Source organism: Lentzea sp. CC55, from assembly GCF_021056325.1.
Taxonomy (GTDB): domain Bacteria; phylum Actinomycetota; class Actinomycetes; order Mycobacteriales; family Pseudonocardiaceae; genus Lentzea; species Lentzea jiangxiensis.
The window spans coordinates 142,012-162,927 of the sequence record NZ_JAJCXE010000043.1; the positions used below are offsets into that span (position 1 = coordinate 142,012).

Annotated in this window: 16 protein-coding genes; 12 read left to right on the top strand and 4 right to left on the bottom strand. The window is 70.1% G+C overall.

Features of this window, described 5'->3' with window-relative positions; translation table 11 throughout:
* The first annotated feature begins 186 nt into the window (after positions 1 to 186).
* From L6E10_RS27915 to L6E10_RS27925, 3 genes are read left to right on the top strand one after another with little or no spacing between them, the layout of a single operon-like run.
* Positions 187 to 2,814 (top strand): valine--tRNA ligase, encoded by a 2,628-nt coding sequence (locus L6E10_RS27915; RefSeq protein WP_236222922.1) that lies wholly within the window; start codon positions 187 to 189, stop codon positions 2,812 to 2,814.
* The gene (locus tag L6E10_RS27920; RefSeq protein WP_236222924.1) at positions 2,811 to 4,157 is read left to right on the top strand and encodes a folylpolyglutamate synthase/dihydrofolate synthase family protein; all 1,347 of its coding nucleotides are present in this window, start codon (positions 2,811 to 2,813) and stop codon (positions 4,155 to 4,157) included. The genes L6E10_RS27915 and L6E10_RS27920 overlap by 4 nt, the downstream gene beginning before the upstream one ends.
* Positions 4,154 to 4,570 carry a DUF4233 domain-containing protein gene (locus tag L6E10_RS27925; protein ID WP_236222925.1) on the top strand — a complete coding sequence of 139 codons (417 nt, stop codon included), beginning with the start codon at positions 4,154 to 4,156 and terminating at the stop codon, positions 4,568 to 4,570. The genes L6E10_RS27920 and L6E10_RS27925 overlap by 4 nt, the downstream gene beginning before the upstream one ends.
* Positions 4,571 to 4,637: 67 nt before the next feature.
* On the opposite strand, the gene L6E10_RS27930 is transcribed toward L6E10_RS27925, so the two are convergent.
* The 4 genes from L6E10_RS27930 to L6E10_RS27945 are packed head-to-tail and all read right to left on the bottom strand — an operon-like array spanning position 4,638 to position 7,458.
* The gene (locus L6E10_RS27930) at positions 4,638 to 5,678 is read right to left on the bottom strand and encodes a hypothetical protein (protein ID WP_236222927.1); all 1,041 of its coding nucleotides are present in this window, start codon (positions 5,676 to 5,678) and stop codon (positions 4,638 to 4,640) included.
* A 3-nt stretch (positions 5,679 to 5,681) separates the two neighbouring features.
* A complete protein-coding gene (locus L6E10_RS27935; RefSeq protein WP_236222929.1) occupies positions 5,682 to 5,987 on the bottom strand; it encodes a hypothetical protein in 306 nt (101 codons plus the stop codon).
* Between the two features lie 9 nt (positions 5,988 to 5,996).
* Positions 5,997 to 6,446, bottom strand: coding sequence for a YbaB/EbfC family nucleoid-associated protein (locus L6E10_RS27940; protein ID WP_236222931.1), 450 nt, complete (start codon positions 6,444 to 6,446; stop codon positions 5,997 to 5,999).
* A gap of 37 nt (positions 6,447 to 6,483) precedes the next feature.
* Entirely contained in the window at positions 6,484 to 7,458 is a 975-nt protein-coding gene (locus tag L6E10_RS27945; RefSeq protein ID WP_236222932.1) for a DUF6346 domain-containing protein, read from the bottom strand.
* 172 nt (positions 7,459 to 7,630) lie between these two features.
* On the opposite strand from L6E10_RS27945, the gene L6E10_RS27950 reads away from it, so the two are divergent.
* From L6E10_RS27950 to L6E10_RS27990, 9 genes are all read left to right on the top strand, one after another.
* A complete protein-coding gene (locus tag L6E10_RS27950) occupies positions 7,631 to 7,930 on the top strand; it encodes a PE domain-containing protein (protein WP_236222933.1) in 300 nt (99 codons plus the stop codon).
* The gene (locus tag L6E10_RS27955; protein ID WP_236222935.1) at positions 7,927 to 8,544 is read left to right on the top strand and encodes a DUF3558 domain-containing protein; all 618 of its coding nucleotides are present in this window, start codon (positions 7,927 to 7,929) and stop codon (positions 8,542 to 8,544) included. The genes L6E10_RS27950 and L6E10_RS27955 overlap by 4 nt, the downstream gene beginning before the upstream one ends.
* A complete protein-coding gene (locus tag L6E10_RS27960) occupies positions 8,541 to 9,845 on the top strand; it encodes a hypothetical protein (RefSeq protein ID WP_236222937.1) in 1,305 nt (434 codons plus the stop codon). Before L6E10_RS27955 ends, L6E10_RS27960 begins: the two co-directional genes overlap by 4 nt.
* A gap of 1 nt (position 9,846) precedes the next feature.
* The gene (locus L6E10_RS27965) at positions 9,847 to 10,545 is read left to right on the top strand and encodes an ESX secretion-associated protein EspG (protein WP_236222939.1); all 699 of its coding nucleotides are present in this window, start codon (positions 9,847 to 9,849) and stop codon (positions 10,543 to 10,545) included.
* Positions 10,546 to 10,624: 79 nt separating this feature from the next.
* On the top strand, positions 10,625 to 12,133 hold the full coding sequence (locus L6E10_RS27970; protein ID WP_236222941.1) for an alkaline phosphatase: 1,509 nt from the start codon (positions 10,625 to 10,627) through the stop codon (positions 12,131 to 12,133).
* 22 nt (positions 12,134 to 12,155) lie between these two features.
* Positions 12,156 to 13,391, top strand: coding sequence for a hypothetical protein (locus tag L6E10_RS27975; RefSeq protein ID WP_236222943.1), 1,236 nt, complete (start codon positions 12,156 to 12,158; stop codon positions 13,389 to 13,391).
* Positions 13,392 to 13,494: 103 nt separating this feature from the next.
* Positions 13,495 to 18,894 (top strand): pullulanase-type alpha-1,6-glucosidase, encoded by a 5,400-nt coding sequence (gene pulA, locus L6E10_RS27980; RefSeq protein WP_236222945.1) that lies wholly within the window; start codon positions 13,495 to 13,497, stop codon positions 18,892 to 18,894.
* 49 nt (positions 18,895 to 18,943) lie between these two features.
* Positions 18,944 to 19,426 carry a MarR family winged helix-turn-helix transcriptional regulator gene (locus L6E10_RS27985; RefSeq protein ID WP_236222946.1) on the top strand — a complete coding sequence of 161 codons (483 nt, stop codon included), beginning with the start codon at positions 18,944 to 18,946 and terminating at the stop codon, positions 19,424 to 19,426.
* A gap of 40 nt (positions 19,427 to 19,466) precedes the next feature.
* Positions 19,467 to 20,909, top strand: coding sequence for a DHA2 family efflux MFS transporter permease subunit (locus tag L6E10_RS27990; protein WP_236222948.1), 1,443 nt, complete (start codon positions 19,467 to 19,469; stop codon positions 20,907 to 20,909).
* Positions 20,910 to 20,916 lie beyond the last annotated feature (7 nt).

The window sequence follows — 20,916 nt, forward strand, 5'->3', positions numbered from 1 at the left end:
CCACGGGCCCCAAGGGGTTGAACGGTCCGTGACGGTCAATTGTGATCGCCGTCACTCGTTCCCGGCACCTCTGAACGAGTGATCGGTCGCGGCGGTCAGGCGCTCCGCCCCGAACCCGCGGCCGTCGGCTCGTTAGCAGGTATCTCGGTGTAAGTCGATAGCCAGCCCTCCGTAGACTTCTGCGCTGTGACTGAACTCGACACCGCACCCCAGCGTCCCGACCTCCCCGCCGCGTGGACTCCGGCGGAGGTAGAGGCGGAGCTGTACCAGCGGTGGCTCGACCGGCGGTACTTCGAGGCGGACGTCAAGAGCGACAAGCCGCCGTTCACGATCGTGCTGCCCCCGCCGAACGTCACCGGCAGCCTCCACATGGGCCACGCCATGAACCACAGCGTCATGGACGCGCTGTCGCGGCGCCGCCGCATGCAGGGCTACGAGGTCCTGTGGCTGCCGGGCATGGACCACGCCGGCATCGCGACGCAGAACTCCGTCGAGCGCGACCTCGCGAAGCAGGGCCTGTCGCGGCACGACCTCGGGCGCGAGAAGTTCGTCGAGCGCGTCTGGGAGTGGAAAGAGGAGTACGGCGGCAAGATCCTCGACCAGATGAAGCGGCTCGGCGACGGCATCGACTGGTCGCGCGAGCGCTTCACCATGGACGAGGGGCTGTCGCGCGCCGTCCAGACGATCTTCAAGAAGATGTACGACGACGGCCTGATCTACCGGGCCGAGCGGATCATCAACTGGTGCCCGCGCTGCCAGACGGCGCTCTCCGACGTCGAGGTCAACCACAGCGACGACGACGGCGAGCTCGTCTCGATCCGCTACGGCGACGGGGAGGGCTCGATCGTCGTCGCGACCACCCGCGCCGAGACGATGCTGGGCGACACCGCGGTCGCCGTCCACCCGGACGACGAGCGCTACCGGCACCTCATCGGCACCGAGGTCGAGTTGCCGCTGACCGGCCGCCGCATCCCGATCGTCGCCGACACCCACGTCGACCCGGCGTTCGGCACGGGCGCCGTCAAGGTCACGCCCGCGCACGACCCGAACGACTTCGAGATCGGCCAGCGCCACGGCCTGCCGAACCTCACGATCATGGACGGGCGCGCGACCATCACCGCGAACGGCCCGTTCCTCGGTCTCGACCGGTTCGAGGCGCGCCCGGCGATCGTCGCCGCACTGCGCGCGGAAGGCCGGATCGTCGCGGAGAAGCGGCCGTACGTCCACGCCGTCGGCCACTGCTCGCGGTGCGACACGGTCGTCGAGCCGCGCCTGTCGCTGCAGTGGTGGGTCAAGGTCGAGTCGCTGGCCGCCGAGGCCTCCGCCGCCGTTCGCGACGGCCGCACCAAGATCCACCCGCCGGAGATGAACAAGCGGTACTTCGACTGGGTCGACAACCTGCACGACTGGTGCATCTCACGCCAGCTGTGGTGGGGCCACCGCATCCCGGTCTTCTACGGTCCGGACGGCGAGGTCGTCTGCGTCGGACCGGACGACGAGGTGCCGACCGGCGAGGGCTGGCACCAGGACGAGGACGTCCTCGACACGTGGTTCTCCTCGGGCCTGTGGCCGTTCTCGACGCTCGGCTGGCCGGAGTCCACTGAGGACTTGAAGAAGTTCTACCCGACCTCGGTGCTGTCCACCGGCTACGACATCATCTTCTTCTGGGTCGCCAGGATGATGCTGCTCGGCCTGTACGCGATGGACGGCGTGCAGCCGTTCAACGACGTCTTCCTGCACGGTCTGATCCGCGACCAGTTCGGCAAGAAGATGTCGAAGACCAAGGGCAACGGCATCGACCCGCTGGACTGGATGGAGCGCTACGGCGCGGACGCCACCCGGTTCACGCTGCTGCGCGGCACGAACCCCGGTTCGGACATGGCCGTCGCCGAGGAGTGGGCGGCCGGGTCCCGCAACTTCACCACGAAGCTGTGGAACGCCACCCGTTTCGCGCTGGCCAACGGCGCGACGGTCGCCCGTCCGCTGCCCGCGCGCGACGAGCTGACGGCGGCCGACCGCTGGATCCTCGACGAGCTCGACGCGTTGGTGTCCACTGTGGACACGAACTTCGAGGCGTTCCAGTTCTCGCGCGCCTGCGAGGCGCTCTACAGCTTCACGTGGGACGAGTTCTGCGACTGGTACCTGGAGATCGCGAAGGTCCAGATCGCGGACGGCCGCGCCGAGGCCACGCAGTCCGTCCTGGGCCACGTCCTCGACACGCTGCTGCGCCTGCTGCACCCGGCGATCCCGTTCATCACGGAGACGCTGTGGACGTCGCTGACCGGCGGCGAGTCGCTCGTCATCGCCGAGTGGCCGAAGGCCTCCGGCGCCGAGCGCGACCTCGACGCGAAGGCCGAGGTCGAGGGCCTGAAGAAGCTCGCCACCGAGATCCGCCGGTTCCGCTCCGAGCAGGGCTTGAAGCCCGGGCAGAAGGTCGCGGGCAAGGTCCGCGGCGCGTGCTGCGTCGGCCTCACCGACCAGGTCCCGTCGGTGCGTTCGCTGACGCGCCTGACCGAGCCGGGCGACGACTTCACCGTCTCGGCGACGCTCGAGGTCGGCCTGCCCAAGGGCGCGGTGAAGGTCGAGCTGGACCTGTCCGGCGCGATCGACGTCGCGGCCGAGCGCAAGCGGCTCGCGAAGGACCTCGCGGCGGCGCAGAAGGAGCTCGACGGCACGACGAAGAAGCTCGGCAACGAGGCGTTCCTCGCCAAGGCGCCCGCCGACGTCAAGGCCAAGATCGAGGAGCGCAAGGCCGTGGCCGAGGCCGAGATCGCCCGCATCAACGAGCGCCTGGCCGCGCTGCCGGAGGCGTGAGCACGGTGGACACCAACCTCGACGAGTTCCTCGACGTCGAGAACGAGCTCAACCAGCGGTGGCCCGAGACCAAGCTCGAGCCGTCGCTGGAGCGGATCAAGGCGCTGGCCCACGTGCTGGGCGACCCGCAGACGTCGTACCCGGTCGTGCAGCTGACAGGCACGAACGGCAAGACGTCGACGTCGCGCATGGTCGACGCGCTCTTCACGCGCATCGGCCTGCGCACCGGCCGGTACACGAGCCCGCACCTGCAGCTGGCGACCGAGCGCATCAGCCTCGACAACCAGCCGATCTCGCCGGAGCGCTACGTCGAGGTCTACCGCGACATCGAGCCGTACGTCGCGATGGTGGACGCCCGGTCCGAGATCCGGATGAGCAAGTTCGAGGTGCTCACCGGCATGGCCTACGCGGCTTTCGCCGAAGCGCCGGCCGACGTCGCCGTGGTCGAGGTCGGCATGGGCGGCACGTGGGACGCGACGTCCATCGTGGACACCCGCGTCGCCGTGCTGACCCCGATCGGCGTCGACCACGCCGAGTACCTGGGCAACCGTCCCGAGGACGTCGCGGTCGAGAAGTCCGGCATCATCAAGCCGGGCTCCGTCGCGATCGTCGCCGAGCAGACCCCCGAGGTCATGAGGGTGATCCTCGAACGCGTCGCCGAGGTGGACGCGATGGTGGCCCGTTTCGGCAGCGAGTTCGGCGTCCTGACCAGGGCCGTCGCCGTGGGCGGCCAGATGATCACGCTGCAGGGCCTCGGAGGCGTCTACGAGGACGTCTTCCTGCCGCTGCACGGCGAGCACCAGGCGAAGAACGCCGCGCTGGCGCTGGCCGCCGTCGAGGCGTTCTTCGGCGCCGGCCCCGAGCGCAAGATCGACATCGAGGTGGTCCGCGAGGGCTTCGCCTCGGTGATCACGCCGGGCAGGCTGGAGCGCGTGCGTTCCGCGCCCAACGTCTTCGTCGACGCCGCGCACAACCCGCACGGCGCCACCGCACTGGCGAAAGCCCTGGAGTCGGAGTTCGGCTTCCGCAAGCTCGTCGCCGTCGTGGCCGTCATGTCCGACAAGGACGCCGAGGGCATCCTGTCCGCGCTGGAACCGGTGGTGCAGGAACTGGTGATCACCACCAACTCGTCCCCGCGCGCGATGGATCCGGACGTCCTCGCGGGCCTGGCCGTCCCGATCTTCGGTGAGGACCGCTTCGAGGTGCGTCCCCGCCTGGTCGACGCCGTCGAGGAGGCCATTCACCTCATCGAGGACGAGCAGTCCGGCGGCGGCGTGATCATCACCGGCTCGGTCGTCACCGCCGGCGAGGCCCGCGCGCTGTTCGGGAAGGAGCCGGCATGACCACCCCGGCACCTCTGAAGAAAGACCCGATGAAGGCGTTCCGCGGCATCATGGCCGGCACGCTGATCCTCGAGGTCATCGTCGTGGCCCTGGCCCTGCCGGTCATCGCGAAGCTGCACGGCGGCGTCACGTCGCTCGTCGGCTGGGTGGCGTTCGGCTTCATCGCGGTGTTCATCGCGATGTGCGCGTTCGTGCGCAAGCCGTGGGCCATCCCGACCGTGGTCGGCCTGCACGTGCTGCTGATCGCCTCGTGGCTGCTGTTGCCGGCCATGGGCGTGATCGGCGTGATCTTCGGGCTGGTGTGGGCCTATCTGCTGTGGCTGCGGCGGGATCTGCTCAAGCGCATGGCGCAGGGGCGGTTGCCGGCGCAGCAACAGCAGCAGGAGTCGGAGCAGGCGCCGAAGTCCGAGTGAGCCGGTCCGGCTCCTCGCACCCCTGGAGGGGCCTGACCCCGCGCCCACGTGGCCAGGCCCCCCGCGCCTACTTCTTGCTGAGCTCCTCCTGCCCCTTCTCGTAGCTCTCGTCCCAGTTCGCGCCTTCCTTGAAAGCCTCGGAGGCACCGGTCCGGCCGAGCGAGATGGGCTTGATGGTGTCCGCGAACCCGTCACGGCCGCGCGGCGACATGATGTCGTCGACCCGGTTCGCCGCGTTCTTCGCCGCGTCGTTGCCGAACGTCAGCTTGTCGCGGACGGCGTTGTTGGCGCTGGAGAAGCCGTCCTCGATCTGCCTGACCGAGGAGTGGTTCTTGCCGATCGCGCGGCCGACGTCCTTGGCCTTGCGGCCGATGTTCACGGCGGCCTTCGCGAGCGCGTCGGACACGCCCTTGAGGTTGTCGAACTTGCGGACGGCCTGCGCGAGCTTCATGAGCAGCTTGCTGACCTTGCCCGCGATCTTGCCCGCGGTCGACGCGGCGCGGGCCACGGCCCAGCCGGTGAAGGCGGCGATCGAGGCGCCGAAGCTGCACCAGCTCGTCGCGAGCGCGGTCACGGCGGCGATGATGAACTCCGCGACGACGTCCGCCACGATGTCGCGGATGATGCCGCGCACCGCCGCGACCAGGACGCCCGTGCCGCGGATGCCCGTGGCGACCGCGTTCGCGGCACCTTCCAGCGCCTTGACCTGCTCGGCGAGGGTGGCGGCCGCCTTGCGGTAGCCGTCGCCGGACTGGCCGGTCCACGTGCCGGTCTGGCTGGTCGCGGCCTGCGCGTAGTCGTTGCCGACCTTCGCGCACGCCTTGGCGACCTCGCCCCAGGCGGCCGCGACGACGTTGATCGCGCCGGGGTCGCCGGCGAGGTCGTCGAGCGGCTCCTTGAGGAACGACACGTGCTCGATCAGCCAGCCGATGCCCGCGCCGACGAGCGTGCCGAGCGGGTTCGCGACGAAGCCGAGCACGTCGAGTCCCAGCGCGACGCCGTCGAAGGCCCAGTCACTGGGGTTGTTGAAGTCTTCCGCGCACTTCCAGACGGTGTCGACGATCCGCGCACCGTCGGTCGCGTTGTCCGCACTGACGTCGAGAACCATCACTCACCCCTGGTACTTCGCGAAGAGCTTCGCGTGGTCGTCGTCGGTTTGGCGGGTGGCGTCGGCGCAGTCGCGCAACGCGTCGGCGACGTCGGGCAGCGCGTTCGCCAGCTCGTTGATCGAGTTCGCGATCGCCGCGATGTGGATGCGCACCGGCACGCTGAAGACCTGGCCGATGATCCCGTACGTCTCGACGCCGAGGTCGACGCTCTGACCGCGCGCGGCGGCGTTCGTGAGCTCCATGCCCATCGACTGCACGTTGCCGGCGTGGTTCACCACGTCGGCGGGCACCATTGCGAATTCTGACACCGGGACCCCTTACCGGTAGATCGTGCCGAACGGCTCGTCGTCGTCCGGGCGCGCCGGACGCTGACGCTGCTGCGGTTGCTGCTCCTCGGTCTCCTCCGGCTGCTGCGCCGCGGTGACCTGGTCGCGCAGGAAGTCCATCGCGGACGTGCCGCCGATCAACGGCTGCATCGTCGCCTCCATCTGCCCCGCGACGGCCGCGTGCGCCCTGCCGACCGTCTCGGTGATCAGGGCGGCGAGCTGCTCGTGCGACATCCGCATCGCCGCGGGCGTCAGGCTCAGCTTCTCGAGTCGGCCGCCCGGCGCCATCCTGACCGTGACCGCGCGGTCGGGGCTGCTCACGTCCGCGCGCAACGCCTTGAGCTGGGCCTGCGTCTCCTCGGCTCTGCGCTGGATGTCGCCCACCCGGCGCATGTACTCCTCGAGACGCTGCTGCCCAGCACCCAGTTCTGCGGAAGTCATGCCACGTGAGACTGCCGCGACCGCCTCCCGGTTCCCGCTACTCGCGGACCAGTTGCGCGACCATGTCCTTTGCGGACTGCCGGGTGGCGGCCACGACCGCGAGGACCGCCAGCAGCACGAGCGCGTCCCGGCTGCCCGCGAGCCACACGAGCGGCGGCGCGTCTCCCATGGCCAGCACCACTTCCACCACCGCCCACACGGCGAGGGCCGCGAGCAACGCCGTCGGCACCCAGCTGCTCGCGCCGCCGGGCACCGGCTTCTTCGCGTCGAGGTAGGACTGTCCATACCGGACGACCCGCGCGGCGTCCCTGTGCACGTTCTCCGCGATCAGCCCGATCACCGCCGCCACCAGCACCGCGAACCCGGCCAGCACCCCCGACGGCAGGTCGACGAGCCAGGCCTCCTCGAGCTGGGGCCACGGCGACACGAACGTTCCCACCAGCCGAGGCGCGTCGAAGAACGGCATCGACGCCAGCCCCTCGGCCGCGGCCGTCGCGAGCCCGAGCCACGCGAGCAACCGCAACCTGCGCACCCGCCGCGTGACCGGCGTGTTCCTGACGTCCTCCTTGGTCAGAGGCCACTTCTCGTCCGGCTTCGGCGTCGTGCGCATGGGAACGAGGGACAGCACCGCGGCCACGGCGAACCACAGCGCCAGCAACCCGAGCGCCACCGCCAGGAGCGGTCCCGCGAGGAACCACCGCGCGCTGTCGTTCACCCCGGCGTCCCTGGTGGACCGGAAGACGGCGACCTCGCGCGCGCCGGGCTGCAGCTGCCCCGGCGGGAACGCGACCCGCTCAGTGCTCCCGTCCTCCCACCGCACGTCCGCGTCGCAGCCGTGGCTCGTGCCGACGCCCCATCTGCCGACCGGCCCGTGTTCGGTGCAGGACACGACCGCGGCGGTGCCGGTCTGCCGCGCCTCCACCGCGCCGAGCAGGACGTCGGTGGTCCGGATCGTCGTGGCGAGCGCCAGGAAGGCGAGGACCGCGGCCAGCAGGAAGGCGAGTGCGCGCACGGGCACACCCTAGACAGCACGCACGCGCGGTCGGTGACGAATTGTTCGACGCCGGAGAACGGCGCGAACCGCACTCCGGCCGTTCACTCGAACGTGCTGTGAAACCGGGACGAGGCCTGTGGCCTGGCGCTATGCTCCGAGACGCACGAATCTGCAGGGGAGGGCACTGGGGATGAGCGGAACCAAGGTCGATCTCGAGACGCTGCGCGCTGCCGTCAAGGAGTACGAGTCCATCCGCGACGACCTGATCCAGGCGAAGACGACCGGCCAGGCGCTGATCGCCGTCAAGGGTGCGGGCCGTGACGTGCCGAGCCAGGTCTACGCGAACTGGGCCGTCAACGCGGGCGCGATGCACCAGCAGTCGAACCAGCAGCTGCAGGACACGCTGACCACGCGCATCGACAACCTGAAGGCCACCCTCGCCCAGTACGAGCAGACCGAGCAGGGCAACCAGGCGAACTTCAAGCCGTGAGGACTGAGCAGTTGCGCATCCGATCCGTCGTCGCCGGAGCCGCGGCACTCGCGTTGCTGACGGGGTGCGGCACCAGCGGCGGGACCACCGGCACGCCCACCGGCGCCACCCCTCCGCCGAGCTCCGCCGCCGGGGCGCCGGAGGTGCGGAACCCGCTGGACCTGAAGGCCTTCGAGGCCGACCCGTGCAGCGCGTTCACGCCCGCCCAGGCGGAGGCCTACGGCCTGCCCGGCGTCGCGGGCAGGAAGAACCCGACCTCGCCCGGCCCGGGGTGCGACTGGCTCGGCGCGAGCACCCCGGCGAAGGCGTCACCCGGCCTGGTGATCCTCCCCGAGGGCACGAACCTCGAGTCGGTGTACGGCAACAAGGACAACGGGACCTACGCGGTGTTCGAACCGCGCCCCGACGTCCAGGGCTACCCCGCCGTCCTCACCCTCCCCGTGGACCAGCGCCCGAGCGGCAGCTGCACGATCGTCGTCGGCGTGTCCGACGCCAGGGCCGTTCTCTTCGACTTCCAGAGCGTCAAGGGCAGTTCCCGGCTCGCGGACCCGTGCGGCGCGGTCACCGAGTTCGCGAACCTCGTCCTCACCACCATGAAGGCAGGTGCGAAATGACCCAGCCCGCGCCCAGCTGCCACACCCAGGACAACACGAGAGCCGACGGCCTCTCGGGGCACCAGATCCACCACCTGATGACCACGGGACCCGGCACGGGCAGCGCGCAGGCCGGTGCCAACGCCGCAGCCGCCCTGGAGTCCGCCTACGCCTCGATCGAGGCCAGGCTCAAGCGGGTCGGCGAAACCCTCGGCGAGGCGTGGGCCGGTGCCAGCGCGGACGCCGCCCAGGCCGCCGGCAACCCGATCAACCAGGCGATGGTGCAGATGCAGGACGCGCTGCGCCAGGCCGACACCTCGCTGTCGAACCAGGTCTACCAGTTCAACTACAACAAGAACCAGCTCAAGGACATGCCGGAGCAGAAGCCGGACACGGGCTTCTGGGACGACGTGACGCCCTGGGACACCGACACCGAGGACGCGGTCAACAGCTACAACTCGCAGGAAGCCCACAACCGCCGGATCTACAGCGAGTTCCAGAGCGCTTCGAACACCAACCGCGGTGAGCTCCCCAAGGAGTTCCCCGGCGTCACGGCCGACACGCTCAACGTCGAGGTGATCAACACCGGCGGCGACAACGGCGACGACAAGAGCGCCGACGTCAGCAACTCGAGCGTCGGCAGCAAGAACACCGGCACGAGCTCCACCGGTTCCACCCAGAGCCCGACCGGCTCCGCCTGGACGCCGCCGAGCAGCACCGGTGGCGATCAGACCACCGCCAGCTGGGCCGACGGCACGGGCACGTCCGGCACGGGTGGCACCGGCAAGCCCGGTGACACCCCCGGCATCGGCAAGCCGCCGGTCGGCAGCGTGATCGAGCGGCCGCCGAACACCGGCCTGCCGCCCATCGGCGTGCCGGTCGGTCCCGGTCTCGGCGGGGGCGGCGGCCGCGGGACGGCGGGTGGCCCCGGCGGTCCCGCCGGAGCGGGCACCGGCAGGTTCGGCGGTGGGGGTGCGGGCGGCTCGGGTGGCGCGGGCAGGTTCGGCAGCGGTGGCGGTCTCGGTGGCGGCAGCGGCACCGCGACGGGCAGCGGCACGTCCGCGCAGCAGCCCGGCGGCAAGGCCGGTGTGTTCGGCGGCGTGGGCGAGGGCCCGAACGCCGGTGCGCGTGGTGGCGCCGCGGCGGGTGCCGCGGGCCGTGCCGGTGCGGCCGGCATGGGCGCGATGGGTGGTCACGGCCAGAAGGGCCAGGGCGAGGACGACCTGGAGCACAAGTCCGCCGACTACCTCATCACCGAGGAGAACACGAACGAGATCATCGGTGACATGCCGATGGTCGCACCGCCGACGATCGGGGGGTGACGTGCTGCGCTCGTCCGTCCAACTGTCCGACCTCGCCTTCGACGTGCTGTGGAAGCAGGAGAAGCTGGGGGCGTACCACCCCGCGCTGTCGGTCGACTCGCCCGGGGAGACCGAGGACGAGCGGGTGCTCATCGAGCGCGACGTCATCGGTGAGCTGCGCCGCGTCGGGCTCGACCACCCGGACGTCCGGGGCACGCTGCACCTGATCGCCAAGGCGGACAACGACTATTCGGCGTGGATCGCCCTCACGCCGGACGAGACGAGGCCCGTCGTGGTGGCGGCGAACGCGCAGCACGGCGTGCTCGCCGTGCACGACAACGGGTACGTGCAGCTGCACCCGATCCGTCCGGAGAACGCGCCGGAGGTCCTCGCGATGCAGCTGCCGGACGTCCCGCCCGGCAAGGGCGCGTCGATCAACGTGCACGCGTCGGAGCTCCACGTCCACCAGCCCGGCAAGGCGTCGCCGTCGACCTCGCTGCGCCAGCTGCTCGCCCAGCCCCGCAGGGGAACGGCGAAGCTGTACGCGGCCAAGGGCAGTCCCGAGGGCAGGCAGCGGGCCAGGACCTTCCTCACCACGATCGACTTCGAGGACGGCCGCTGGCTCGTGGTCCGCTACACCGACGAGAACCACCAGACGTGGGTCCACGCCACGCCCGCGTCGCGGCAGATCATCACCGACTGGCTCCAGCGCCTGACGTGACCAGCACTGCCCGGAGTGGGCCCGCTGGAGTTCACCCCGGGTTCGGCCGCCGGTCAGAACGGCGGACTAGAAACCGCGCATGACCTTCGACCGTCGCACGTTGTTCAAGGCAGGCGCACTGGGCACGGCCGCGGCGCTGGTGCCCTCGGGCACCGGCCTCGCGAAGACCGACCGCCCGATCCTCACCCACGGCGTGCAGTCCGGCGACGTGACCTGGGACGGCGGCATCGTGTGGACGCGCGCCGACCGCCCGTCCCGGATGCTCGTCGAGGTGTCCAACGACCCGCGGTTCCGCCTCTCCCACCGCTTCCGGGGCCCGTTGCTCACGCCGGAAACCGGCGGAACGGGGCAGGTCAGGGTGTCCGGTCTGCTCCCGGGCCGTCCCGCCTACTACCGCGTCACGGCCGAGGACCTGAGCGGCCGCACCCGCAGCGAACCGCTCACCGGCAGCTTCTCCACGGCCCCGCTCGGCCGCGACGGGGTGCGGTTCGTGTGGTCCGGTGACGTCGCCGGCCAGGGCTGGGGCATCAACCCCGACCTCGGTGGCATGCCGATCTTCAAGGCGATGGCCGACCGCAGGCCCGACTTCTTCATCCACAGCGGCGACACCGTCTACTCCGACAACCCGATGAAGGAGTCGGTGGCGCTCCCGGACGGCCGGATCTGGCGCAACGTCGTCACGCCGGAGAAGGCCAAGGTGGCCGAGACGCTCGACGAGTACCGCGGCCAGTTCGCCTACAACCTGCTCGACGAGAACGTGAAGCGCTTCGCCGCCCAGGTCCCGAGCTTCGTGCAGTGGGACGACCACGAGGTCACCAACAACTGGTACCCCGGCGAGATCCTCGACTCCCCGCTCTACACCGAGAAGCGCGTGGACGTGCTGGCCCAGCGGGCTTTCCAGGCGTTCCACGAGTGGATGCCGATCGACCGGCAGCGCGCGGTCGACGGTCGCGTCTACCGGAAGTTCGCCTACGGTCGCAACGTCGAGGTCTTCGTGCTCGACATGCGCACCTACAAGGACCGCAACACCTCGCCCAAGGACCAGCCGGGCGTGGTCCTCGGCGCGAGGCAGGCGAAGTGGCTCGTCGACGGGCTCAGCCGCAGCACCGCCACGTGGAAGATCATCGCGGCGGACCTGCCGATCGGCCTGACCGTCCCCGACGGCACCGACGTCGAGGGCGTCGCGAACGGCCTGCCGGGCGCGCCCAACGGCCGTGAGCACGAGATCGCGTGGGTGCTCAGGGAGCTGAAGCGGCGCCGCGTCAAGAACACCGTGTGGCTGACCGCGGACGTGCACTACACCGCCGCGCACCACTACTCGCCCGACCGCGCGGCCGTGGGCGACTTCGACCCGTTCTGGGAGTTCGTCTCCGGACCGCTGCACTCCGGCGCGTTCGGCCCGAACGCGCTCGACCCGACGTTCGGGCCGCAGGCCGTGTTCGTGCACGCCCCGCCCGCCGCCAACACCTCGCCGCTGGACGGGTTCCAGCACTTCGGCGAGGTCGAGGCGACGCGGCACGAGCTCACGGTGTGGCTGCGCGACGCCACGGGCGCCTCGCTGTGGTCCAAAACGCTCAGCGCCGCCTGACCGGAGCCGTAGTGTCGGACGCGTGCCCATCTCGTTCGACACCACCGGCTTCCACCAGATCGACCAGAACACCTGGCAGCACCGCAACGGTGACCAGGTCCGGCTGACCTACCACGGCGTGGTCCCCGACCTGCCCGCCGGACTGGACGACCTGCCGGAGCTCAGGCACGGTCTCGCCCTGGTCCACGGCGAGACCGGGTGCCTGGTCGAGGCCCACGTCGTCCAGCTCGGCGGGACGCCGGCGCTGCTGCGGATCATCAAGATGCCGTTGCCGGACCAGCCGAACGGGCAGGTGTTCGTCGCCTCCTTCACGGTGCCGAAGGAACGCAGCAGCGCCGTGCTGCTGCTCGTGGCGCCGGAACGCGGCATGACCGGCGCACGCGAGGCCGTGCTGGCCGCCGAGATCGGGTTCGAGAACTGGGTCAGGCCCCACCCGTACGCGCCGGAGCTGGAAGGCGTTCTGCCGTTCCACGCGGGCGACGACCCGCGTTACGACCCACGGTTCCCCGACCACCCGTTAACGCGTGTGCGCGCGTGGGCGCACCACGTGGTCCGCACAGCCCAGGTCGATCCGGGATTCGCCTCGCTGCCGCCGTTCCGCGTCCAGGCGCCGCCGCCTCCCGTCGAACCGGGCCAGACGCTGTCGACCGCGTTGCCGAGCCTGCCGGTCAAGGACTTCATCGGCCTGCGGATCGGGGAGCGGACGACGTACTGGCGCATGACCGACCCGAAGCTCGCCGAGGTGCTCGGCCGCGGCCTGATGGGTCGCTCGCCGCTCGCGGAGACCCGGTTCCGCGACATGCTGCTGATCGACGTCGAGACCGGTGACGCGATGATCCCCGACCGCTTCACCACCAACGGCCAGATGACCGCGCACAGCACGCGTCTGCAGCAGGTCACGCTGCAGGAGGCGGACGCGGCGCTCTCCGACGACGACGTCATGGACGCCTTCAAGTGGGCGGGCCGCATGTGCGGTGCCGCGGCGGAACGCGGTGAGTTCCTGTCCCTGGAACCGATCGAGAACGACGGCGAGCAGGCCGATCCGCACGTCCTCCTGGCCGTGCAGCCGCACGAGGGCCGGCAGGTGGTGATCGCCCAGTTCTCGCCGCCGCCGTCCGGGGGACCGCTCGCGGGCGCGACGAGCCGCACCGCTCCCGCCACCGCGGAGTCGGTCGAGGGCATCGGTGTGCTGGCCGGGCTCGCGGTCAACGAGTGGCGCTCTCATCCGTTGAAGATGGCGATCACCTACCGGCGTTGAGCAAGCTGACTGCAAATATTTGCAGAGCGCGACGTATTGTTTCCCGTTGTTTGTCGTGGTTTCGTGCAGCAACCCTGCAAGAAGTTGCGACAAGGAGGTCGCGATGCGTCGGGTCGTCGCCGCGCTCGCTGCACTGGTTCTGCTCCCCCTCACACCGGCCCAGGCCGTTGCCGCTCCACCGCAACGCCTTGCCGTGGGCGAGGTGGTGGACGTCGCGCCCGGTGTGCGCGACGGGGACGCGAGGCTCGCCTTGCCGCCCCGGCGCGACGACCTGCGGGGTGAGCGCTTCTACTTCGTGATGCCCGACCGGTTCGCCAACGGCGACACCGGCAACGACCGCGGCCGCTCGAACACCGCGGAACACGGGTTCAACCCCGCCGACAAGGGCTTCTACCACGGCGGTGACCTCAAGGGGTTGCGCGGGAAGCTCGACTACCTCGACGGCATGGGCATCACGGCGATCTGGATGACGCCGATGTTCCTCAACCGCTGGGTGCAGGGCGACAGCGCCGGCTACCACGGCTACTGGACGACCGACTTCACCAAGCTCGACCCGCACTTCGGCACCACGCAGGAGATGCGCGACCTGATCCGCGACGCGCACCGCCGCGGCATCAAGGTGTTCTTCGACATCGTCGCGAACCACACCGCCGACGTCATCAAGTACGCCGAGGGCAAGACGCAGTACGTCTCGACCGGCGCGCAGCCGTACCTGGACGCCGACGGCAAGCCGTTCGACCTCGCCGACCACGCGGGTCGCGAGGACTTCCCGCGGCTCGATGCCGCGAAGTCGTTCCCGTACACGCCGGTGAAGCAGGGACCGACGAAGTTCCCGTTGTGGCTCAACGACTCCACGCTCTACCACAACCGCGGCGACTCGACGTTCTCCGGCGAGTCGAGCGAGCAGGGCGACTTCTCCGGCCTCGACGACCTGATGACCGAGCACCCGCGCGTGGTCAAGGGCATGAAGGACATCTTCACGAGCTGGATCGACACGCTCGACATCGACGGCTACCGCGTCGACACCGTCAAGCACGTGAACCTGGAGTTCTGGCAGGCGCTCGCGCCGCACGTGAAGCAGTACGCGAACCGCAAGGGCAAGAAGGACTTCTTCGTCTTCGGCGAGGTCTTCGACTCCTCGCCCGAGAACACCTCGAAGTACACGACCGCCGGCAGGATGCAGGCGACGCTGGACTTCCCGTTCCAGAGCAGCGCCCTGAGCTTCCTGTCGGGCAAGGGTTCCCAGCGCCTCGGCGAGGTGCTGCTGGACGACGACCGCTACACCGACGCCGACTCCAACGCCTCGTCGCTGCCCACGTTCCTCGGCAACCACGACATGGGCCGCATCGCGTGGATGATCCGCAACGACAAGCCCGGCATCTCCGACGCCGAGCTGCTGGAGCGCCTCAAGCTCGGCAACTCCCTGATGTACCTGTGGCGCGGCAACCCGGTCGTCTACTACGGCGACGAGCAGGGGTTCGCGGGCACGGGTGGTGACAAGCTGGCGCGCCAGGACATGTTCGCCTCGAAGACGCCGGAGTACATGGCGGAGGAGCTCGTCGGCTCCGACCGCACGGGCGCCGTGGACAACTTCAACACCGCACATCCGCTCTACCAGCAGCTCAAGGCCCTCGCGGCGCAGGTCGACGAGGACCCGGTGTGGCGGGACGGCAACCAGGTCCTCCGGTACGCCGACGGGGACGTGTTCGCGTTCAGCCGCATCCTCGGCCGCGAGCACCTCGTCGTCGCCAACGCCGGCACCTCGCCCGCGACCGTCACCGTTCCCGTGTCGTCCTCGGGCTTCGAGAACGCGCAGGTCCAGAACGGTCGCGTCACGGTGACCGTGCCCGCCCTGTCGACGGTGGTGCTCGAGGGCACCGGTGACGTCGCCCGGTCCAAGCCGTCGCCGACGCTGGTCGCCCCGGCCGCCGGAACGGTGCTGGACGAGCGCGTCGAGCTCCGCGCGGACGGCATCAGCGCCCCCCACGCGGCGGCCACGTTCGCCGCGCGCGTCGAGGGCACCCGCGAGTGGACCGTGCTCGGCACCGACGACGCCGCTCCGTACCGGGTCTTCGCCGACCTGTCGGCGCTTCCGGGTGCCGCGGCCGGCAAGCGCGTCGAACTGCGCGTGGTCGCGAAGTCCGGCGAGATCGGCGCGGACGGCGCGTTCGTCTCGCTCGTGGCCGCGCCGCCGCTGCCGGACCCCGGGACGAAGAACCCGGACTGGCTGGTCGTGCACTACGCCCGCGACAACCACGACGGCTGGGGCCTGCACGTCTGGGGCGATGTCGAGACGCCCACCGAGTGGAGCGCTCCTCTGCCGTTCGCGGGAGAGGACGCCTACGGGCGCTTCGCGTGGGTGAAGCTGAAGCCGGGGGCCAAGTCCGTCGGCATCATCGCGCACAAGGGCGACGAGAAGGACACGTCCGCCGACCGGGTCGTCGACCCGAGCGTCACGCCCGAGGTGTGGCTGGAGCAGGGCGACCCGGCCGTGCACCCGTCCGAGCAGGCGGCCACGGGCAAGGCGGTCGTGCACTACGCCGGTGACGCGTCCGGAGCCGTCGTCCGCGTCGCCGGACGGGGCGACGTGCCGTTCACGAACGGCATCGCGGAACTCCCGCCGACCACGGACTTCTCCGTCGTGCGCGGCACGACCGTCGAGGCCACGGGCAAGTTCACGAGCGGTCACGCGTGGGTCGCGAACGGCGCGGTGCACGCCACCAGGGCCGCCGCCGAGAACCGCGCGGTGATCCACTACCACCGCCCGGACGGCGACTACACCGACTGGACGATGTACCACTGGACGGGTTCCGCGGAACCCTCACCGGGGTGGAACCAGTCGCGGGTGCCGGACGGACGCGACCAGTTCGGTGTGTACTGGTCGGTGCCGCTCGCGGCCGGCGCGGCGGGCCTGAGCTACCTCCTCCACCGCGGCGACACCAAGGACCCGGGCCCGGACCAGTTCCTCGACCTGGGCCAGAAGGGGAACGAGGTGTGGCAGTTGCAGGGTGACGAGACCTACCTGCTCCCGCCGAACGCCGGTCCGGCCGCCGACGACGACCTGACCAAGGCCAAGGCGATCTGGATCTCCAAGGACAGGGTCGTCTGGGACGTGCCGTCCGTGCAGTCCGACGGCTACCGCCTCGAGTACGGCTCTCGCGTGCTGCGGCTCTCGCCGACGACCGAGGAGGTGCCGGCGCGGTTCCCGCACCTCAAGGGCAAGCCGGTGTTCGCCGTGCGCGGGTTCGTCGACGAGGCGTTGCGGGACAGGCTCTCCGCCGTCCACGTCGACGCGGGAGGGGCGATCCGGCACCGCACGAGCGTGCAGATCGCGGGCGTGCTGGACGACCGCTACGCCGCCGCCGCGACGAAGCTGACGTTCGGGCCGGAGTTCCACCGCGACCGCGCGTCGGTCCGGCTGTGGGCGCCGACCGCGCGGAACGTGAAGCTGCGCCTGTTCGACGAGCCGTCCGGTGAGCCTCGGAAGGTCGTGCAGCTCGAGCGCGACGACGCGTCGGGATCGTGGTCGGGGCACGGCAACTGGAAGAACAGGTACTACCAGTTCGAGGTCACCGACTGGCAGCGCACGGTCGTGGTCACCGACCCGTACTCCGTCGCGCTGTCGGTGAACTCGACGCACTCCCAGTTCGCCGACCTGCGGGACGGCCGGACGATGCCCGCCGGCTGGTCGAAGGACGTCGCGAAGGGCATCGGCGGCGCGATCACCGAGCTGCACGTGCGCGACTTCTCGATCAACGACCAGTCCGTCCCGGAGGTGGACCGCGGCACGTACAAGGCGTTCACGCACCGCGACTCGACCGGCATGAAGCACCTGAGGACGCTGGCCGCGGCGGGCATGGACACCGTGCACCTGCTGCCGACGTTCGACATCGCCACGATTCCCGAGAAGCGCTCCGAGCAGGCCACCCCGGCCTGTGACCTGCCCTCGCTGCCCGCGGACTCCGACCGGCAGCAGGCCTGCGTCGGCGCGGTCGCGGCGAAGGACGGCTTCAACTGGGGCTACGACCCGTTCCACTACGACGTGCCCGAGGGTTCGTACGCCACGGCGGACGCGCAGAACGGCTGGGCGCGCTCGAAGCAGTACCGCGAAATGGTGAAGTCGTTGCACGACAACGGCAACCGCGTGGTGGTGGACGTCGTCTACAACCACACGGCGGCGTTCGGCGACGCACCGACGTCCGTGCTCGACAAGGTCGTGCCCGGCTACTACCAGCGGCTCGACCTCGACGGCTCGGTCGCGAACTCCACCTGCTGCGCGAACACCGCGACCGAGAACGCCATGATGGGCAAGCTCGTCGTCGACTCGGTCGTGCGCTGGGCGAAGAACTACAAGGTCGACGGGTTCCGGTTCGACCTGATGGGCCACCACCCGAAGGCGAACATCCTCGCGGTGCGCGCGGCACTGGACGCGCTGACCGTCGAGAAGGACGGCGTGGACGGCCGCAAGATCGGCGTCTACGGCGAGGGCTGGGACTTCGGCGAGGTCGCGGGCAACGCGCGGTTCGAGCAGGCCACCCAGGCCAACATGGCCGGAACGGGCATCGGCACGTTCAGCGACCGGCTCCGCGACGCGGTGCGCGGTGGCGGTCCGTTCGACGACGACCCGCGCGTGCAGGGCCTCGGCTCCGGTCTGGCCGGGGACGTGAACTCCTCGCCCGCGAACGGCGACGTCGCCGCGCGCCTGGAGAACTACAGCGACCTGGTGAAGCTGGGCATGGCGGGCAACATGGCGTCGTACCGCTTCCAGTCGACCGCCGGGCCGGTCGTCTCCGGCCGGGACGTGCGGTACAACGGCTCCCCGGCGGGCTACACCGGTCAGCCGCTGGAGGCGATCACGTACGTGGACGCGCACGACAACGAGGCGTTGTTCGACGCGTTGATGTACAAGCTGAAGCCGGAGACCTCGATGGCCGACCGGGTGAAGATGCAGACGGTCTCGCTGGCGCCGGCGCTGCTCGGCCAGGGGCGGCCGTTCGCGCACGCGGGCACGGAGTTCCTGCGTTCGAAGTCGTTGGACCGCAACAGCTACGACTCGGGGGACTGGTTCAACGCCTACGACCCGTCGTTGCGCGACAACGGGTTCGGCCGCGGGCTGCCGCCCAAGGCCGACAACGAGGCGAAGTGGCCGTACGCGAAGCCGTTGCTGGGCCTGGCGAAACCGGCCTCCGCGGACATGAGGGCCTCGCTGGACGCGACCCTGGAACTGCTGCGGATCCGGCAGCTCTCGCCGCTGTTCTCGCTCGGGTCGGCCGACCTCGTGCAGCAGAAGGTCTCGTTCCCCGCCGCCGAGCCGGGCGTGATCGTCATGCACGTGGACGACACGGTCGGACCGGACGTCGACAGCGCGCGGCGCGGGCTGGTCGTGGTGATCAACCCGTACCCGACCGAGAAGGCCGTGACGCTGCCCGCCGGTGACTGGAGGCCGCTGACCAGCGAGAAGAAGGCGGGAGCGGCGCGTTCGGTGGTTGTCCTGGAGCGATAGTTCCGCAAAGAAATAGTTTGGTTCTAGATTAGTTTGGTACCGTGGTGCCATGGGCACGACGGGGTGTACTGACCTGATGATGCTGCTGCATCGGACGGGACACGCGCTGGAGACCGAACTGACGGCGAGGTTCGCGGAGATCGGACTGACTCCGCGAGCCCGCTGCGTTCTGTCCAGTGCGCTGGACGCGGGGCTCACGCAGACCGAGATCGCCGACATGGTCAGCATCGACAAGACGACCATGGTCGTCACGATGGACGCTCTGGAGTCCGCCGGGTACGCCGAGCGCAAGCCGTCGGCGACGGACCGCCGCGCCCGTGTCGTGGTCGTGACCGAACTGGGCCGTCAAATCGTGGCGAAGGCCGACGACCTGTACGAGGAGGTCGTGGGCAGCGTGCTGGGCTCGTTGCCGGAAGACGAGCGCCTCGGCATGGTCAACGGCCTCACGAGGCTGGTCGAGGGCCGTCTCAGCACCCCGATGCCGTGTGAAAAGCCGCCTCGCAAGCGTGCTCTGCGTCATGCGATCGGGTAACAGATAGTCCCGTACAAAACTATCTGTTACGGTTCCTCTTATGACTACAGGGGGATCGAAGACCGACGCGCGCTGGCTCGCGCTGGTCGTGCTGTGCGCGGGGATGTTGATGATCGTGCTGGACCAGACGATCGTGAACGTCGCGCTGCCCGCGATCGAGGAGGACCTGAAGTTCGGTCAGGCCGGGCTGGCCTGGGTCGTCAACGCGTACCTGATCGCCTACGGCGGTCTGCTCCTGCTCGCGGGTCGCCTCGGTGACCTGATCGGGCACAAGAAGGTGTTCCTGATCGGCCTCGGCGTCTTCACGGTCGCGTCGCTGCTGTGCGGCCTGGCCGTGAGCTCCGAGATGCTGATCGTGTCGCGGTTCGTGCAGGGCGCGGGCGGTGCGCTGGCCACGTCCGTGACGCTGGGCATGGTCGTGACGATGTTCCCCGAGCCCGACGAGCAGCGGCGTGCCATCGGCGTGTTCAGCTTCGTCGCGGCGGCCGGTGCGTCCATCGGCCTGCTGCTCGGCGGTGTGCTCACGGACGCCATGTCGTGGCACTGGATCTTCTTCGTGAACATCCCGATCGGCATCGTGGCCGCCGTCGCCGCCGTGCGCCTGGTGCCGGACTCCGCCGGGCTGGGCCTGCGCGAGGGTGCGGACGTCCTGGGCGCGCTGCTGATCGTCGCCGCGGTGATGCTCGGCGTCTACACGATCGTCAAGGCCGAGCACCACGGCTTCGGCTCCGCGCACACCCTCGGACTGGGTGCCGTCGCACTGGCGTTGCTGGCGGGGTTCGTGCTGCGCCAGCGGACCGCGCAGAAGCCGCTGCTGCCGCTGCGGGTGTTCAAGTCCCGCAACGTCAGCGGCGCGAACCTGGTGCAGATCTCGATGGTCGCCGGCATGTTCGGGCTGTTCTTCCTCGGCACGCTCTACATGCAGCTCGTGCTGCAGTACACGCCGTTGCAGATCGGCCTCGCGTTCATGCCCGTGGCGGTGGCGATCGCGGTGTTCTCGGTGTCGCTCTCGGCACGCCTGAACGCGCGGTTCGGCGAGCGGAACATGCTGATCCTGGGCCTGTCCCTGATGCTCGTCGGCATGCTGGTGTTCACGCAGGTGCCGGTCGACGGCTCGTACGTGGCGCACATCCTGCCCGCCGTGGCGCCGATCGGCATCGGCATGGGCCTGTCGTTCCCGGCTCTGATGACGCTCGCGATGTCGGGTGCGGCGCACGACGAGGCCGGGCTCGCGTCCGGTCTGGTGAACACGACCGCGCAGGTCGGCGGCGCACTGGGGCTCGCGGTGCTGGCCACGACCTCGACGACCTACACGTCGTCGTTGCTGGCGTCGGGTGTCGACCGGCTCGAGGCACTGACCTCGGGCTTCCACCTGGCGTTCTGGATCTCCGCCGTGCTCGTGGCGGTGGCGCTGGCACTCGCGGTGTTCGTGCTGCGGCAGGTCGCCGTGTCCCGCGACGCCAAGCCCGTTCTGGTGCACTGACGCGGAA